The 15,244-nt window shown below is 55.1% G+C and carries 18 protein-coding genes; 5 read left to right on the top strand and 13 right to left on the bottom strand.

Annotated features, from left to right (window positions below):
* Positions 1-79: 79 nt before the first annotated feature.
* Positions 80-1,297: a multidrug efflux MFS transporter MdtG gene (mdtG, locus tag HMPREF3143_RS15275; RefSeq protein WP_032674519.1), complete on the bottom strand. Its 1,218-nt coding sequence runs from the start codon at positions 1,295-1,297 to the stop codon at positions 80-82.
* A 143-nt stretch (positions 1,298-1,440) separates the two neighbouring features.
* Complete coding sequence (locus HMPREF3143_RS15270; RefSeq protein ID WP_047744959.1) at positions 1,441-2,367, bottom strand: Kdo(2)-lipid IV(A) acyltransferase; 927 nt, start codon at positions 2,365-2,367, stop codon at positions 1,441-1,443.
* Between the two features lie 221 nt (positions 2,368-2,588).
* Here HMPREF3143_RS15270 and HMPREF3143_RS15265 point away from each other — a divergent pair, with 221 nt between their 5' ends.
* Positions 2,589-3,638, top strand: a complete 1,050-nt coding sequence (locus tag HMPREF3143_RS15265) for an oxygen-dependent tRNA uridine(34) hydroxylase TrhO (protein WP_008500831.1) — start codon at positions 2,589-2,591, stop codon at positions 3,636-3,638.
* Between the two features lie 41 nt (positions 3,639-3,679).
* Here the strand turns inward: HMPREF3143_RS15265 and HMPREF3143_RS15260 are convergent, their stop codons facing one another.
* The 9 genes from HMPREF3143_RS15260 to mdtH form a co-directional block, all read right to left on the bottom strand.
* On the bottom strand, positions 3,680-4,258 hold the full coding sequence (locus HMPREF3143_RS15260; protein WP_008500830.1) for a YceI family protein: 579 nt from the start codon (positions 4,256-4,258) through the stop codon (positions 3,680-3,682).
* A 1-nt stretch (position 4,259) separates the two neighbouring features.
* The gene (locus tag HMPREF3143_RS15255) at positions 4,260-4,826 is read right to left on the bottom strand and encodes a cytochrome b (RefSeq protein ID WP_023343748.1); all 567 of its coding nucleotides are present in this window, start codon (positions 4,824-4,826) and stop codon (positions 4,260-4,262) included.
* Between the two features lie 208 nt (positions 4,827-5,034).
* The gene (locus HMPREF3143_RS15245; protein ID WP_021240776.1) at positions 5,035-5,148 is read right to left on the bottom strand and encodes a DUF2770 family protein; all 114 of its coding nucleotides are present in this window, start codon (positions 5,146-5,148) and stop codon (positions 5,035-5,037) included.
* A gap of 59 nt (positions 5,149-5,207) precedes the next feature.
* Positions 5,208-6,326 (bottom strand): N-methyl-L-tryptophan oxidase, encoded by a 1,119-nt coding sequence (gene solA / locus HMPREF3143_RS15240; RefSeq protein WP_008500828.1) that lies wholly within the window; start codon positions 6,324-6,326, stop codon positions 5,208-5,210.
* A gap of 116 nt (positions 6,327-6,442) precedes the next feature.
* A complete protein-coding gene (bssS, locus tag HMPREF3143_RS15235; RefSeq protein ID WP_008500827.1) occupies positions 6,443-6,697 on the bottom strand; it encodes a biofilm formation regulator BssS in 255 nt (84 codons plus the stop codon).
* A gap of 274 nt (positions 6,698-6,971) precedes the next feature.
* Complete coding sequence (dinI, locus tag HMPREF3143_RS15230; RefSeq protein WP_008500826.1) at positions 6,972-7,217, bottom strand: DNA damage-inducible protein I; 246 nt, start codon at positions 7,215-7,217, stop codon at positions 6,972-6,974.
* Between the two features lie 74 nt (positions 7,218-7,291).
* The gene (gene pyrC, locus HMPREF3143_RS15225) at positions 7,292-8,338 is read right to left on the bottom strand and encodes a dihydroorotase (RefSeq protein ID WP_070533532.1); all 1,047 of its coding nucleotides are present in this window, start codon (positions 8,336-8,338) and stop codon (positions 7,292-7,294) included.
* 127 nt (positions 8,339-8,465) lie between these two features.
* Positions 8,466-9,026: a lipoprotein gene (locus HMPREF3143_RS15220; RefSeq protein WP_008500824.1), complete on the bottom strand. Its 561-nt coding sequence runs from the start codon at positions 9,024-9,026 to the stop codon at positions 8,466-8,468.
* A gap of 123 nt (positions 9,027-9,149) precedes the next feature.
* On the bottom strand, positions 9,150-10,358 hold the full coding sequence (mdtH, locus tag HMPREF3143_RS15215; RefSeq protein ID WP_008500823.1) for a multidrug efflux MFS transporter MdtH: 1,209 nt from the start codon (positions 10,356-10,358) through the stop codon (positions 9,150-9,152).
* A gap of 236 nt (positions 10,359-10,594) precedes the next feature.
* On the opposite strand from mdtH, the gene rimJ reads away from it, so the two are divergent.
* The 4 genes from rimJ to murJ all read left to right on the top strand — a co-directional run bounded on the left by rimJ (position 10,595) and on the right by murJ (position 14,430).
* The gene (rimJ, locus tag HMPREF3143_RS15210) at positions 10,595-11,179 is read left to right on the top strand and encodes a ribosomal protein S5-alanine N-acetyltransferase (protein ID WP_008500822.1); all 585 of its coding nucleotides are present in this window, start codon (positions 10,595-10,597) and stop codon (positions 11,177-11,179) included.
* Between the two features lie 9 nt (positions 11,180-11,188).
* The gene (locus HMPREF3143_RS15205) at positions 11,189-11,839 is read left to right on the top strand and encodes a YceH family protein (protein WP_070533530.1); all 651 of its coding nucleotides are present in this window, start codon (positions 11,189-11,191) and stop codon (positions 11,837-11,839) included.
* Between the two features lie 2 nt (positions 11,840-11,841).
* On the top strand, positions 11,842-12,765 hold the full coding sequence (locus HMPREF3143_RS15200; RefSeq protein WP_070533528.1) for a Gfo/Idh/MocA family protein: 924 nt from the start codon (positions 11,842-11,844) through the stop codon (positions 12,763-12,765).
* A gap of 129 nt (positions 12,766-12,894) precedes the next feature.
* Entirely contained in the window at positions 12,895-14,430 is a 1,536-nt protein-coding gene (gene murJ, locus HMPREF3143_RS15195) for a murein biosynthesis integral membrane protein MurJ (protein ID WP_032674525.1), read from the top strand.
* 59 nt (positions 14,431-14,489) lie between these two features.
* Here the strand turns inward: murJ and flgN are convergent, their stop codons facing one another.
* Positions 14,490-14,915: a flagella biosynthesis chaperone FlgN gene (flgN, locus tag HMPREF3143_RS15190; protein ID WP_008500818.1), complete on the bottom strand. Its 426-nt coding sequence runs from the start codon at positions 14,913-14,915 to the stop codon at positions 14,490-14,492.
* A gap of 4 nt (positions 14,916-14,919) precedes the next feature.
* Complete coding sequence (flgM, locus tag HMPREF3143_RS15185) at positions 14,920-15,213, bottom strand: flagellar biosynthesis anti-sigma factor FlgM (RefSeq protein WP_008500817.1); 294 nt, start codon at positions 15,211-15,213, stop codon at positions 14,920-14,922.
* Positions 15,214-15,244 lie beyond the last annotated feature (31 nt).

Raw genomic sequence — 15,244 nt, 5'->3', positions numbered from 1 at the left:
CCAGAAGGTTTCAGGGAAAGAATAGCTGAATATCTGATTCTGCAAGTATGAATGCGAAAATTAGCTTCAGGCGTTCGTCTTATTCCGCCACTGGCCGTAGCGCGCGGGATAAACTGAACCACGAATAAATTGCATTAAACAGTACCACCCCCGCCGTCACGATAAAGACGGCGCGAAAACCGAAGCTGGCGGAGATGCTCGCCCCGAGAAGCGGTCCGGTGACGTTACCGATGTCGCGAAATGACTGGTTATAGCTGAAGATCCGCCCGGCAATCTGGTTCGTGGAGTTGTAAACCAGCAGGGTCTGTACGGCGGGCAGCAAGGCCCCGTCTGCGGCACCAAGCAAGAAGCGAAGTAAGCCCAGCTGCCAAGGAGAGTGCACCATCGACATGGGGATCAGCAGCAGGACGGAGATCACCAGCGCACAGATCAGAATTTTTTCCGGACCGACGCGGTCCCCCAGTTTTCCCAGCCTCGGCGCGCTAAGCAGCGCCGCCACCCCGGGCACGGACGCAATCAGCCCGCTGATAAACGCGATATTGCTGACGTTGCCCGCCAGATCGCGGATGTACAGCGTGAGGATAGGGGCAATCGATCCGGTTGCGACCTGAATAATCAGGGTCGTCACGAACAGGCTCAGCACCAGTCTGGGATTTTTAAGCGAGGTCAGCACCTCCCTGGCGTGTAGCATCTCTTTTTTCGCAACGGGGGTGAAGTTTTCCCGAATACAGAGCAGGGTGACAACAAAGCACAGGAACAGCACGCAGGCGGTGATAAAGAACACCGGACGCAGGCCATAGCTATCGGCCATGAGTCCGCCGGCCAGTGGACCCAGCAGGGCACCGCTTACGCCGCCGGTTGAGAGCGTGCCCAGCGCCCAGCCGCTCTTATGGCGAGGAATTTGCGTGGCAATCAGGGCATTGGCATTGGGAATAAATCCTCCCAGCAAACCCAGCAACGCGCGCAAAATCAGGAACTGCCAGACGTTCTGCGCCACGCCCATCAGCGCCATGATAATGGCCATCCCCAGCGCTGAGCGCAGCAGCATGATTTTACGCCCCTTGCGGTCGGCAAGGCCGCCCCAGAAGGGCGAGGCTATCGCGGAGAACAGGAACGTGATGCTGAATACCAGGCCGGACCACATATTGAGCGCGCTATGGCCCGTCACGCCCAGCTGTTCAACATAGAGCGGCAGAAAAGGCATGACCAGGCTAAACGCCGCGCCGGTGAGAAAACAGCCAAGCCACGCAACCGTGAGGTTACGCTTCCAGTTTATGGGGGCATCTGAAGGTGACATAACAATCCGCATAATGAGGTGCTGAGCACCTGAAGCAAGAAGTAATAAGCCTGCTAATTATGCGCCTGGGTTATGATTGCCGCAATGAGGGGGAGCTTTTAAAGCTAAAACAGGATGCGACCCTGAGGATCGCATCCTGAAAATCAATAGCGGGACGGCGTGCCTTTTGGCCGCGTTTTAAAGCGGCGGTGCAACCACATGTACTGCTCGGGTGCGAGCATGATGCATTTCTCTACGATACCGTTCATCCAGCGCGCGGTGGTTTCTGCATCGTCAAGCGGCGGCGCGAGTTCCGGTTCTAGCATCATCAACTCGTAGCCCGAACCGTCAGGCTTGCGGCGGGGAACAAAGGGTACGATGGCGGCTTTGGACATGCGCGCCAGCATCCAGGTGCCGGTGGTTGTGGCGGCCTCTTCAACGGCGAAGAAGGGGACAAAAACGCTGGCCTGTGGGCCATAGTCGTGGTCGGGGGCATACCAGACCACTTCGCCGGATTTCAGCGCACGGATCATTCCCTTCAGATCTTTACGGTCGATCATGCTTTTGTTGGAGCGCATGCGGCCATTGGTCTGGATTAAATCGATGACCGGGTTATCGTTAGGGCGATAAACGCCAATGCCGGGCGCCTGCATGCCGAACATACGCGCCCCGATTTCCAGCGTCAGAAAATGGACGCCGATCAGCAGAACGCCCGTCTGGTTGGCCTGAAGCGTATGTACAGGATCCATGCCGGTTCCCGTTACCTCGCTCCAGCGGGCCATGCGTTTGTCCGGCCAGAACCACGCCATGCCGGTTTCCATAAGGCCCATCCCAACGGATTCGAAGTTCTTCGCGACCATATTGTGACGCTCTGAGTCGCTCATCTGCGGAAAACACAGCTCAAGGTTGCGGTACGCGATTCTGGCGCGACGCTTCATAAACAGTTGTGCGAAACGGCCCAGAAATTTACCCAACCGAAAAATAACAGGGTAGGGAAGCTGTACCAGAAGCCATAAAAAGCCGATGCCAAGCCAGGTCAACCAATAGCGGGGATGCAAAAGAGCGGCAGTAAATGTTGGTAACTGGGTCATGTCTTTCCTGTGTTCAAACGTCCTGTTTCGCTAGTGTCTCATTTTTTGAGGCGTAGCCAAAATATCTGCTTTCGAAGCGTGCACGAATACAGCAATTGTTAATCCTGATTAATCAGGGTGTGTGAAATGTAGCGTAAATTGTGTGGATGTAAATTGGTTTTGTTTGCTATATGATGCCGACCGATTTTTCATTCTCTCTAACGACTCCAGGACTGTACACCATGCCAGTGTTACACAACCGCGTTTCGAACGAGATGTTAAAAGCGCGTATGTTGGCTGAAACCGAACCGCGCACAACCATCTCATTCTATAAATACTTCACGATCGACGATCCGCAGGCGACCCGAGATGCGCTTTATCAGGCGTTCACGGCGCTGAACGTCTTCGGCCGCGTCTACCTTGCCCGTGAAGGCATCAACGCGCAGATTAGCGTACCGGAAAGCAAAGTCAGCGCCTTCCGCGACGTACTTTATCAATTTGACCCGGCCCTTAACGGCTTACGCCTGAACATTGCCCTGGATGATGACGGGAAATCCTTCTGGGTGCTGCGCATGAAGGTGCGTGAACGCATCGTGGCGGACGGTATCGACGATCCGGAGTTTAACCCGGCGGACGTCGGTGAATATCTGAAGGCGGCGGAAGTGAATGCGATGCTGGACGATCCGGATGCCGTGTTCATCGATATGCGTAACCACTATGAGTATGAAGTGGGGCATTTCGAGAATGCGATGGAGATTCCGGCGGATACCTTCCGCGAGCAACTGCCGAAAGCGGTTGAGATGATGCAGGAGCATAAAGATAAAAAGATCGTTATGTACTGCACCGGCGGTATCCGCTGTGAGAAAGCCAGCGCGTGGATGAAGCACAACGGCTTCAATAAAGTCTGGCACATTGAAGGCGGCATTATTGAGTACGCTCGCCGAGCCCGTGAACAGGGGCTGCCGGTACGCTTTATCGGGAAAAACTTTGTCTTTGACGAGCGTATGGGTGAACGTATTTCGGATGACGTCATCGCCCAGTGCCACCAGTGCGGCGCGCCGTGCGATACCCACACCAACTGCAAAAACGACGGTTGTCATCTGCTGTTCATTCAGTGCCCGGCCTGTGCCGAGAAGTTTAACGGTTGCTGTAGCGAGTTATGCAGCGAAGAGAGCATCCTGCCGGAAGAAGAGCAGCGTCGCCGTCGCGCAGGACGTGAAAACGGCAACAAGATTTTCAATAAATCTCGCGGTCGTCTGAATACCAAACTGGGTATCCCTGACCCGGAATGATAATAACGCCCGGCACGGCAAAAGCCTGCCGGGCGACGTTATTATGATTTCTGCTGTACACCTTCAACGGAAATAATCAGCTCCACGTCCTGGGACGCCGGGCCTAAATCCGTTGTGATATTAAAATCTTTCAGGTGAATTTTCCCTGCCGCTTCGAAGCCTGCGCGTTTACCGCCCCACGGATCGTCACCCTGGCCCAGTAATTTCGCATCAAGCGTGACCGGTTTGGTTACGCCGTTAAGCGTCAGGTTGCCGGTAATATTCAGCTTATCACCCTCTTTCTTCACCTCAGTAGAAGTGAAGGTCGCCTGCGGGAATTTCGCGACGTTGAGGAATTCCCCACTGCGCAGGTGTTTATCGCGCTCTGCGTGGTTCGTGTCGACGCTGTTCGTATTAATGGTCACATTGACTTTATCGGCTGCGGGATTTTTTTCGTCAAAGGTGAATGTGCCGTCAAAATCCTTAAAGGTGCCGTACAGCCAGCTATATCCCAGGTGCTGAATACGGAAATTGACGAAAGCGTGCTGGCCCTCTTTATCTATTTTATAATCCGCCGCCACGGCGGAGCCGGCGGTGAATAACAGAGAACCCAGTGCGATACCCAGCAGGTGTTTTTTCATTTTATGCTCCAGAGTCAACTGACGAGCGGCCAAGCATGCGCTTTAGCGTATCGTCTTTATCAATAAAATGGTGTTTGAGGGCGGCAAGCCCGTGCAGCACGGACAGAATCACCACGCTCCAGGCGAGCCAGAGGTGAACAACCCCCGCCGTGTCGGCCTGAGCGCCGGCATCGCTAAGGGTTGCCGGAACCTCGAACAGGCCAAAAACGTTAATCGGCTTACCGTCAGCCGTCGAAATAAGATAGCCGCTAATCAGGATGGCAAACAGCAGCGCATAAAGGGCAATATGCGCGGCGACTGCGCTGACGCGGGTAAATTTGCTGTGAGTCTTTTGCGCGGCGGGCGGTGGGGAAATGTGCCGCCAGATCACGCGGAAAACCAGCCCCAGCATCAGCAGGACACCAATGCTTTTATGCAATTCCGGCGCCTGGTGATACCAGCCATCGTAATAGCTGAGCGTGACCATCCAGAGCCCAAGTCCAAACATACCGTAGACGGCAAGAGCAAATATCCAGTGCAAACCTATGGATATTATTCCGTAGCGCCGGGAGGAGTTACGCCATTGCATCAGAATGTCCATTTTCAAATTAACCGAAGGGTAAAAATGAACGGGAAGGCGGGATATTGCAACTGAAATAATTGGCTATTGATTTTTATTTTATTTATTTCAGCAATTTTGAAAAGGATCGCTAGCGCTAATTCAATCTCTTCGTGCAAGATGAAATTATGAGTTTCAATAAAGATAAAGTAATGTCAATTCTTGTCAGTCTGGGTTTTCAGTAAAATACAATGTAAACAAAATCAATAATGGCCAGCAGCGCCCACAATAAGAGATAGAGCATAAAATGCTCGCGAATATTATTCATCAGAAAGCTAACGATCTTGCGCATAACGCCCCAACATGCGGTGTGAATGAAGCGGGCCCCGTGACCTCCGGAGCCCGTGCGGATTATCCGTTAAAACGCGAGAGGGAGAAGGGCGTCAGATCAAACTGCGGCGCAATGCCCTGGGCAAACTGCGCGGCGATTTCACCCAGAACGGAAGCAAACTTAAAGCCGTGGCCGCTCAGTCCGGTGATGAGCAGGGTGTTGTCATGCCCCGGCAGCGTATCAATGATAAAGTCTTCATCCGGCGTATTGTCGTAGGTACAGGCCGCACCATACAGCAAGCCGCCAATGCCCGGAAGAATAGTGCGCAGGAACGAGAAGGCCTCTGAACCATCCTGTGGGAAGGCGCCGAAAGGTTTACGCTCTTCAGGGGAGGAGATCGCCTGGCCGCCGTTGTGTTTACCGATTTTCAGCGCGTCTTTTTCTGACGGGAAGCCGTAGAACTGGTCGCCGTTGGGTAATTCGCCGGTGAAGGCCGGGAATTTATTCTGGGCGCTGTAACGGCCATCCGACTGGAACCAGGAGAAGACCTTGCGCACCGGCTGGATCGGCAGATCGGGCAGCAGGCGGGTAACCCAGGTACCTGCGCTGACCAGCAGGCGGGACGCTGAATAATCGCCGTCAATAGTGGTGACCGTGACGCCATTATCATCATGGGTGATGGCCTCTACCGGACAGTTGAATAGCTGCGCGCAGCCTGCCTTCGCAGCAAGCTCGATCCAGGTTTTGATCGCCGTTTCGCAATGGAGCACCCCGGAGTGGGCTTCAAAGAGGCCAATATAATCGTCCGGGACGGTAATTTCGGGCCAGCGTGCGGTAATGCCCGTCGCATCCAGCTTCTCAACGTCCAGATTAAACGCTTTCGCGCTGCGTTCGACGCCAGCGAGAAACGCAGAATGTGCCGGACCCAGGTTGATGACGCCAGTACGCTCGAAAATACGATCTTCGGTCTGTTTCGCCAGTTCATCCCACAGCGTCTGGGCGCGAAGCACCAGCGGAACGTAGCGTTCACCTTCACCGTACGCATGGCGGATGAGGCGGGTATCGCCATGATGGCTGCCTTCCGCATGAGGAGGCAGATGGCTATCGATCATCAGAACCTTCAGACCTGCCTGTGTTGCGTAATAGCCTGCGGCAGATCCTACGGAGCCGCTGCCAATAATGATTAAGTCGTATCTCATATGCATCTCATAAACTGATGTTTTGTTAGCAGAGTAATTAACAACGCGGGGTTAGACAAGGGAGAAATAAATAAGGCACCGCGAGGGTGCCTGTAGAGAGAAAAGTGGGCATAAGCTTAGTGCCGTTTATACTCATTTTCCTGGTAGTCGCCAGATTCTATTTTTGCAATACCTGCTTCTAAAATAGAAATAAACTGACGGGCGACGTCTGTTGTTAGCCACAGCGTCTGTCCAACTTCCGCTTCTTCACGGTTGAGTTGATTTGGGGTCTGGTAGTGCAAACGCAGCATCAGCGCATCGTAGCTATCTACGGTACTGATATCCCAGCCAACAAGTGGGTGGGTCTGGATGACTTCACTATTCTTTTCCATTATAACCCCCTTAATGCGTGTTAGAAGACAACGGCTTTGAGGTTCAATGCATGTTTTTCTGAAAGCAACTTCAGTATACCAAGTAATAAGGGTTCCGAAGGGAAAAATAAACAGGTGGCAACACATTTTTCTGCTTTTTAGGATTGTTCGAACAATAAAACACCATCTCGTTCACGATTTTTAAAGAAGATGCCGAATTATTTTGAACTTACAGGATTATGAGGCAAAAAAAAGCCGGGGCGACCCGGCAAAAAAACACAATGAGGGAGCAGTGTTAATCCGTGATGAACCAGTCGTCAGCGCTTTCCCACGTTTCCTGGAGGATTTCGCTGATGCGATCTTTATCTTCTTTTGCGGCGCCAATGACGGAGAGGTTGTTCGCCGCGGCGTAACGCACCGTGACGGCACCCGCGTTGTCGGGAAAGGTGTTGTTAATACGACGGGATAATTCGCCTGCCAGTGCATCAAGCGCGCCGGCAGGCAGAACGGTAGTTTTGGCTATGGTGACTTCAATACGCATAAATGCCCCCTGTGTAATATACTGTTTATTTATACAGGTATATTATCAGTTTGACAACAAGGGGCACTGATTTTTTAACGTTTTACCGTCCAGCTTACGGTTTCACCCGCCAGGAAGGGGATCAGCGTGTCGTCCGTCAGGGCAATGGACTCCTCAACGTGGCTCGCTTTACGCTCCAGTTCGATGAAGGTGTCGTTGACCGGCAGGCCGTAGAAGCGCGGGCCGTTAAGGGAGCAGAATGCTTCGAAATGTTCCAGCGCGTTCATCTCTTCAAACACGGTTGCGTAGCTGGCAAGCGCCGTTGGGGCGTTGAAGCAGCCCGCGCAGCCGCAGCTCGCCTCTTTACGATGGCGGGCGTGAGGCGCGGAATCGGTACCGAGGAACGCGCGGGAGAATCCGCTGGCGACCAGCTCGCGCAGCGCCTGCTGGTGGATGTTGCGCTTAAGAATAGGCAGGCAGTAGAGGTGAGGGCGCACCCCACCCACCAGCATGTGGTTACGGTTAAACATCAGGTGCTGTGGCGTAATGGTGGCGGCGATAAGATCGTTGCCGTCACGCACGTACTCTGCCGCGTCTTTGGTGGTGATATGCTCGAAGACCACCTTCAGCGCCGGCAGGCACTGGCGCAAAGGCTCCATCACGGTCTCGATAAAACGGGCTTCGCGGTCGAAGATATCAATCTCGGCATGCGTTACTTCGCCGTGAACCAGCAGCGGCATACCCAGTTTCTGCATGCGTTCCAGCACCGGCATAATGGCATCAATGCTGGTGACGCCGTGGCTGGAGTTGGTGGTGGCATTCGCCGGGTAGAGTTTCGCTGCCGTAAAGACGCCTTCGTTAAACCCGCGCTCCATTTCGTTCGGATCCAGTGAATCGGTCAGATAGCAGGTCATCAACGGGGTAAAATCGTGTCCCGCAGGAACGGCGTCGAGAATGCGCTGGCGATAGGCTATCGCGGCATCGACGGTGGTGACTGGTGGCACCAGGTTAGGCATGACAATCGCGCGGCCATAAATTTCGCTGGTATAAGGCACGACGGTTTTCAGCATATCGCCATCACGCAGATGGATATGCCAGTCGTCAGGGCGGCGGATTTTAAGAACCTGGGGTTGTGCAGTCATGGAAGCTCCGGCTTGTCAGGAATCAGTCATAAGGATGGCTGTTTTTGCCGGACACAAATCATAAGCGGAAACGTTTTCGTTTGCACACTTTTCCGTGAAAAAAAAGGGCGCCGCAGCGCCCTTCAGGTTAATCGGTGAAAGGAATGATAATTTCGCCCGGTTTCACCTCTATGCCTTTTGCATATTTTTTCGCCAGAGCTTCACCCTTGCTTTTGTCTTCGCTTAAGACGTACGCGGGCTGCTGGTTAAAGTAATTCCGCAGCGACTGATTCAGATAGGGCATCAGGGTTTGCAGAACCGGCGCCATCTTGTCCGGAGACACCTTCGCGTCGACCACTTCCATCTCCTGCAGGAAAATCGCCCCTTTCTCTTTGTTGAAAACAGGCAGTGCCTTCAGCTTGAGCTTGATGTTGGCTTTCTGATTGCCAAAGAGGGAGGACATATCGAGGTCCGCATCACCGGCCAGGGTGACTTTGTTTGGCTCTTCACGTCCGATTTGACTGGTGAGGTTTGTGAGCACGATATGCGCATCGGCAAGACCCGGTACGCCAATGTCTTTCGAGAAATTGTTATGTTTTTCCAGCGCCTGATTAATTTCCTGTTCACTGACGGTGTATTGCGTGAGCTGGTTACAGCCAACCAGCAGGCCGCTGACAATCAATGCCGCGGCTAAGACAATTTTCTTCATAGTGTTCCTCAACGAAAAATCGGCGCTTCTGTCCTGTTACGCCAGTATGTCAGCGTGAATGGGCAGAAACCAGCAGAAAAAACTGAGAAGTGGGGCGGGAAGGGCTCCCGCCCGAGGGAAAGGCTACGCGCCAGGCTCGAGCATGCCGCTCGCGCTGCGTTTCTGGCTGAACTGCCACCACAGGGCGAGTAGCGTCATAAAGCCCACCACGCCCAGCATCATCCACGGAAGTTCAGGTTGATTTAACGCTTTGCCAGCATCAAACAACCAGCCGCCGCCGGCGTAACCTAATGCCCCGCCAAGCGCCAGCCCCAGTCGGCTGAACCCCATATAGCTGCCGCGTGCACGCGCATCCGCAAGCGAGGCGCTCAGCGTTTCGCGGGCAGGCTCGGCGATGATCGAGCCAATATAGAACGTGCAAATCAACGTAAACAGCTGCTGGAGCGTGTTCACCAGGCCGATCGGCATCATGCTCAGCGTCATCAGGAACAGTCCGGCCATCAGGCGATGCTCCAGGCGAAAACGCCGCTCGCTCCAGCGGGCAATCGGATAGAGGAGCGTTAACGACAGGCAGGCTTCGATGGCGTACATCCATTTCACCGCCGCAGGGGTACCTGCAATGTCGTTAACCATGATCGGCAGCATCAGCATGACCTGCACGGCCAGCATGTAATATCCCGTCAGGGTCAACACATAGGTGACAAAACGTTTGTCGCGCAGAACGCGGCCCAGCCCTTCCCGAACCGGCGCTTTCACCGTCGACAGTTTCCACGCCGGCAGGAACAGGCCATTAAACAGCGCGCACAGCATAAAGAGCACCGCCCCAGCCGCGCAGACCAGACGGAAATCATACTGCAGCAGCCAGCTTCCCAGCAGGGCGCCGATAACCGCCCCGGCGCTGTCCTGCATCATCAGAATCGAGAAGAAACGGCCGCGGTGCTGCGGGCGAATCAGCTTTACCACCAGCGCGGTGCGGGGCGGATCGAACAGCGTGCCCCCGATACCGGAGAGGAAACAGGAGAACCAGAGCAGCCAGGGCTCCTGGGCGACCGCCATCGTGGCAAACCCTGCCGCGCGCAGCAGCATACCGGTGACGATCATCGGTTTCGCGCCAAAGCGGTCGGCGATAGCCCCGCCAAAGACGCCCAGGCCCTGCTGGACAAACTGGCGTAGCCCCAGGGCAATGCCGACCATTAATGCCGCCCAGCCCATCTGATCGACAAAGCGGATCGAAATAAGCGGAAAAACGACAAAAAAGCCGAGCACGACCAGCATGTTATCGACGAGCAGGAAATATTTACCCAGGCTCCTGGCCTGTGATACGCGGGACATTTTCCCTCCAGGGAAAATAAGATGGTGAGCACGCTAACATTCTGCGGTGTCGCCGCGTTTTTTCCCACCCCTGCACGTGACAATATTTTTTTATCAAAAGGGTGCTTTGATAGAGAGTTCTCATCGAAAAATGTGAAAAGAGGTGAAAATGGTATGTCACTGTTTTCACAGACGGCGCAGGCGCAGGTATAGTAAAGCTAATGGGCAAGCTGAAGTGACGGGAAGGAGTGGTATCGATGTTTGGCTATCGCAGTAATGTGCCAAAAGTGCGTCTGACAACGGACAGGCTGGTCGTTCGTCTGGTGCATGAGCGTGATGCCTGGCGTCTGGCGGATTATTACGCCGAGAATCGCCAGTTTTTAAAACCCTGGGAACCCGTTCGGGATGAGAGTCATTGTTATCCTTCCGGCTGGCAGGCGCGCCTCAGCATGATTACGGAATTTCACAAGCAGGGCAGCGCGTTTTATTTCGCGCTGCTGGATCCTGAAGAGAAAGAGATCATCGGGATCGCCAATTTTTCAAACGTGGTGCGGGGATCGTTTCACGCCTGCTACCTGGGCTACTCCATCGGCCAGAAGTGGCAGGGGCAGGGGCTGATGTACGAGGCGCTGACGGTAGCGATCCGCTATATGCAACGCACCCAGCACATTCATCGCATTATGGCGAACTATATGCCGCATAACCAGCGCAGCGGAAATCTGCTGGCGCGTTTAGGGTTCGAGAAAGAGGGTTACGCCAAAGATTATCTGCTGATAGACGGAGAGTGGCGCGACCACGTTCTGACGGCATTAACCACCCGGGACTGGACTGCAGGTCGTTAAGGAGAAAAGATGAAGTATCAGCTAAACGGTGCAGAAGCGCGCGTGATTGGGTGCTTACTCGAAAAACAGGTCACCACGCCGGAGCAGTATCCGCTGTCCGTCAACGCCGTGACCATGGCCTGCAACCAGAAAACCAACCGCGAGCCGGTGATGAATCTCAGCGAGCATGAGGTTCAGGACGTGCTGGATGTGCTGGTCAAACGCCACTATCTGCGCACCGTCAGCGGCTTCGGCAACCGCGTGACCAAATACGAACAGCGCTTCTGTAACTCCGAATTCGGTGACCTGAAGCTGAGCAGTGCGGAAGTGGCGGTCATCACCACGCTGCTGCTGCGCGGGGCGCAAACGCCGGGAGAACTGCGAACCCGCGCTTCCCGTATGCATGAGTTCAGCGATATGCAGGAGGTCGAGCAAACTCTGGAAGGGCTGGCCGCGCGTGAAGACGGTCCTTACGTGGTGCGCCTGGCGCGCGAGCCGGGCAAGCGTGAAAGCCGCTATATGCACCTGTTCAGCGGTGACGTTGATAGTTCAGTTAAATTCAGTGCAACCGACATAACGGCCGTAGATGATGATTTGGTTGCCCGCGTAGCGGCGCTGGAAGACGAGGTTGCCGGGCTGAAACAGCGTCTGGATGCCCTGCTGGCACATTTGGGAGACTGACGGTGAAAAAATTACGCGTAGGCGTGGTGGGGTTAGGCGGTATTGCACAAAAAGCCTGGCTGCCTGTTTTAGGGGCGGCGACGGACTGGACGCTGCAAGGGGCATGGTCACCCACGCGCGAGAAGGCCGAGCGGATCTGCGAAGCCTGGCGTATGCCGTATGCGGCGTCGCTTCAGGATCTGGCCCGCGAGTGCGATGCGGTCTTTGTGCATACCTCAACGTCTACCCACTATCAGGTCGTGAGCGAGCTGCTCAATGCGGGCGTTCACGTTTGCGTGGATAAACCGCTGGCGGAAAATGTTCCGGACGCGGAACGCCTGATTGAGCTGGCGGCGCGTAAAAAACTGACGCTGATGGTCGGCTTCAACCGCCGCTTCGCGCCCCTTTACCAGCAGCTTAAGGCACAGTCGGGCACGCTTGCCTCGCTGCGGATGGATAAGCACCGCACGGACAGCATTGGGCCGAACGATTTGCGCTTCACGCTGCTGGATGATTATCTCCACGTTGTGGATACGGCGCTGTGGCTCGCCGGTAGCAACGCGCAGCTGCAAAGTGGCACGCTGCTCACGAACGGGCAGGGTGAAATGGTCTACGCAGAACACCATTTCGCGATTGACCATCTGCAGATCACGACCAGCATGCATCGTCGTGCCGGCAGCCAGCGAGAATGCGTCCAGGCCGTCACCGACGGGGCGTTGTACGACATTACCGACATGCGTGAATGGCGGGAAGAGAAGGGCAGCGGCGTGATGACGCTCCCCGCGCCTGGCTGGCAGAGCACGCTTGAACAGCGCGGTTTTGCCGGTTGCGCCCGCCACTTCATCACCTGCGTGCAAAATCAGACGGTTCCTGAAACGTCCGGCGCGCAGGCCATCATGGCGCAGCGCATTGTGGAAAGGCTCTGGCGCGAGGCCATGAGTGAATAACTCGCTGTAACATCTGCGGATAGTAATTCGTTGAAATCCGGGTAGACTAAGCGCCGCTTGTAGGCTTTGCCGGGTGGCGCTTACGCTTGCCCGTCCTGGAAATCCGTATGGTTCTGGAAATTCACGTTAATGAACTTATTAAAATCGCTGGCAGCCGTCAGCTCGATGACCATGTTTTCCCGCGTGCTGGGTTTTGCGCGCGACGCCATTGTGGCAAGGGTATTTGGTGCAGGGATGGCCACGGACGCCTTTTTCGTCGCGTTCAAATTACCGAACCTGCTGCGTCGTATTTTTGCGGAAGGGGCGTTTTCTCAGGCATTCGTCCCGATCCTGGCGGAATATAAAAGCAAGCAGGGCGAGGACGCCACGCGCGTCTTTGTGTCTTATGTCTCCGGCCTGCTGACGCTGGCGCTGGCGGTGGTGACCGTCCTCGGGATGCTGGCCGCGCCCTGGGTGATTATGGTGACCGCGCCCGGCTTTGCCGATACGGCCGACAAGTTTGCCCTGACCTCGCAGCTGTTGCGCATTACTTTCCCCTATATTCTGCTGATCTCGCTGGCCTCGCTGGTGGGGGCGATCCTCAATACCTGGAACCGCTTCTCTGTACCGGCGTTTGCGCCGACGTTTCTTAACGTCAGCATGATCGGCTTTGCCCTGTTCGCCGCCCCGCACTTCAACCCGCCGGTGCTGGCGCTGGCCTGGGCGGTCACCGTCGGCGGCGTGCTGCAGCTGGCGTATCAGCTGCCGCACCTGAAAAAAATCGGCATGCTGGTGCTGCCGCGCATCAACCTCAAAGATGCCGGGGCGATGCGCGTCATCAAGCAGATGGGGCCCGCCATTCTCGGCGTCTCCGTCAGCCAGATCTCGCTGATTATCAACACCATCTTTGCCTCGTTCCTGGTGTCCGGCTCGGTTTCCTGGATGTACTACGCCGATCGCCTGATGGAGTTTCCGTCCGGGGTGCTGGGCGTGGCGCTGGGGACCATCCTGCTGCCGTCGCTGTCGAAAAGTTTTGCCAGCGGCAATCATGATGAGTATTGCCGCCTGATGGACTGGGGCCTGCGTCTCTGCTTCCTGCTGGCCCTGCCAAGCGCGGTGGCGCTGGGTATTCTGGCCAAACCGCTGACGGTGTCGCTCTTCCAGTACGGGAAATTCACTGCCTTCGATGCCGCCATGACCCAGCGCGCGCTGATTGCCTACTCGGTGGGGCTGATGGGGCTGATCGTGGTGAAAGTGCTGGCGCCGGGCTTTTACTCGCGTCAGGACATTAAAACGCCGGTAAAAATTGCCATAGTGACGCTGATTATGACGCAGCTGATGAACCTGGCGTTTATTGGTCCGCTGAAACATGCCGGCCTGTCATTATCGATTGGTCTGGCGGCCTGTCTGAATGCCGGGCTGCTGTACTGGCAGCTGCGCAAGCAGGATATTTTCACGCCGCAGCCGGGTTGGGGCAGTTTCCTGATGCGTCTGATCGTTGCGGTACTGGTGATGTCTGCCGCGCTGCTTGGCATGATGCACGTGATGCCGGAGTGGTCCCTGGGCACGATGCCTTATCGTCTGATGCGCCTGATGGCCGTGGTGTGCGTTGGTGTGGTGGCGTACTTTGCCACGCTCGCGGTGCTGGGTTTCAAAGTAAAAGAGTTTGCCCGCCGGACGGCATAAACGCCAAAAGGGGAGTTCACCTCATGGTGCTCCCCACTGCATGATGAGTCGCTTATGCGTCAAATCGAAATCTTTTTCACACCTGCAATACGCGCCGTCGCCGTCTGACCATCCGCACCGTACAGACCGGTTTCTTTATGCGGTTTCAACACCTCAAGCGCCTGCTGATTACGCTCAATCTGCCCTTCCAGTAGCCAGCCGTTATGCTGGTTAAGATCGCGCAGGTGCTGAGTTTTTTCGGTAATGGTCTGCCAGCGCTCAATAATATCGTCATTGGCGCTGCGCTTAGGATCTTGCTCAGCGCGTCGCTGCTGCTCCAGATAATCCAGCGTTGCCAGAAGCGAACTTTTGTCTTCAGTAATACGCTGCAGCGCGCTGCCGTTGATGTGACCGGAAGAGAGATGCTGCTGTTCAGCGTCCATTACCGTTTTCAGGTCGTTCAGGACAACCGTCATTTGATCCAGTATTTCTGACAGTCGACTCATACGGTTAGTTACTCTGTAAGAAACTCTGTGCTTCCTGAATCAGGGCGTCAGCGATCTTGCTGGTATCCATTTTCAGCTCACCGTTACGAATAGCCGTTTTCAGCGCTTCAACACGTTCCATATTGATATCGTTGCTGCCCGGCTGCATCAGTTTTGCCTGCGCGTCGCTCAGGGTCACGCTGGTGCTGTTGGACGTTGACGGTTTTTCCAGACGCGTTTTCTGCGCCGTTGCGTCATTCGTTTCGCGAGGTTGTACAGCGCTTACCGGCTTCAGGGCTGATGTACGATCAATGCTCATAGTGTTGTCCTCATCGAGGGTTCGCGGCGTT

It is taken from the genome of Enterobacter sp. HMSC16D10, from assembly GCF_001807145.1.
Taxonomy (GTDB): Bacteria; Pseudomonadota; Gammaproteobacteria; order Enterobacterales; family Enterobacteriaceae; genus Enterobacter; species Enterobacter roggenkampii.
Note: the sequence above shows the minus strand (reverse complement) of the source record. Positions and strands in the feature narration are given on the sequence as shown.

Coding starts and splice junctions, on each gene's coding strand:
- mdtH (WP_008500823.1), bottom strand. CDS start 10,358: ATGTCCCGCGTATCACAGGCCAGGAGCCTGGGTAAATATTTCCTGCTC.
- HMPREF3143_RS15205 (WP_070533530.1), top strand. CDS start 11,189: ATGAAGTATCAGCTAAACGGTGCAGAAGCGCGCGTGATTGGGTGCTTA.
- flgN (WP_008500818.1), bottom strand. CDS start 14,915: ATGAGTCGACTGTCAGAAATACTGGATCAAATGACGGTTGTCCTGAAC.
- dinI (WP_008500826.1), bottom strand. CDS start 7,217: ATGCGTATTGAAGTCACCATAGCCAAAACTACCGTTCTGCCTGCCGGC.
- HMPREF3143_RS15220 (WP_008500824.1), bottom strand. CDS start 9,026: ATGAAGAAAATTGTCTTAGCCGCGGCATTGATTGTCAGCGGCCTGCTG.
- solA (WP_008500828.1), bottom strand. CDS start 6,326: ATGAGATACGACTTAATCATTATTGGCAGCGGCTCCGTAGGATCTGCC.
- mdtG (WP_032674519.1), bottom strand. CDS start 1,297: ATGTCACCTTCAGATGCCCCCATAAACTGGAAGCGTAACCTCACGGTT.
- HMPREF3143_RS15270 (WP_047744959.1), bottom strand. CDS start 2,367: ATGACCCAGTTACCAACATTTACTGCCGCTCTTTTGCATCCCCGCTAT.
- HMPREF3143_RS15245 (WP_021240776.1), bottom strand. CDS start 5,148: ATGCGCAAGATCGTTAGCTTTCTGATGAATAATATTCGCGAGCATTTT.
- murJ (WP_032674525.1), top strand. CDS start 12,895: ATGAACTTATTAAAATCGCTGGCAGCCGTCAGCTCGATGACCATGTTT.
- bssS (WP_008500827.1), bottom strand. CDS start 6,697: ATGGAAAAGAATAGTGAAGTCATCCAGACCCACCCACTTGTTGGCTGG.
- HMPREF3143_RS15255 (WP_023343748.1), bottom strand. CDS start 4,826: ATGCAATGGCGTAACTCCTCCCGGCGCTACGGAATAATATCCATAGGT.
- flgM (WP_008500817.1), bottom strand. CDS start 15,213: ATGAGCATTGATCGTACATCAGCCCTGAAGCCGGTAAGCGCTGTACAA.
- rimJ (WP_008500822.1), top strand. CDS start 10,595: ATGTTTGGCTATCGCAGTAATGTGCCAAAAGTGCGTCTGACAACGGAC.
- HMPREF3143_RS15265 (WP_008500831.1), top strand. CDS start 2,589: ATGCCAGTGTTACACAACCGCGTTTCGAACGAGATGTTAAAAGCGCGT.
- pyrC (WP_070533532.1), bottom strand. CDS start 8,338: ATGACTGCACAACCCCAGGTTCTTAAAATCCGCCGCCCTGACGACTGG.
- HMPREF3143_RS15260 (WP_008500830.1), bottom strand. CDS start 4,258: ATGAAAAAACACCTGCTGGGTATCGCACTGGGTTCTCTGTTATTCACC.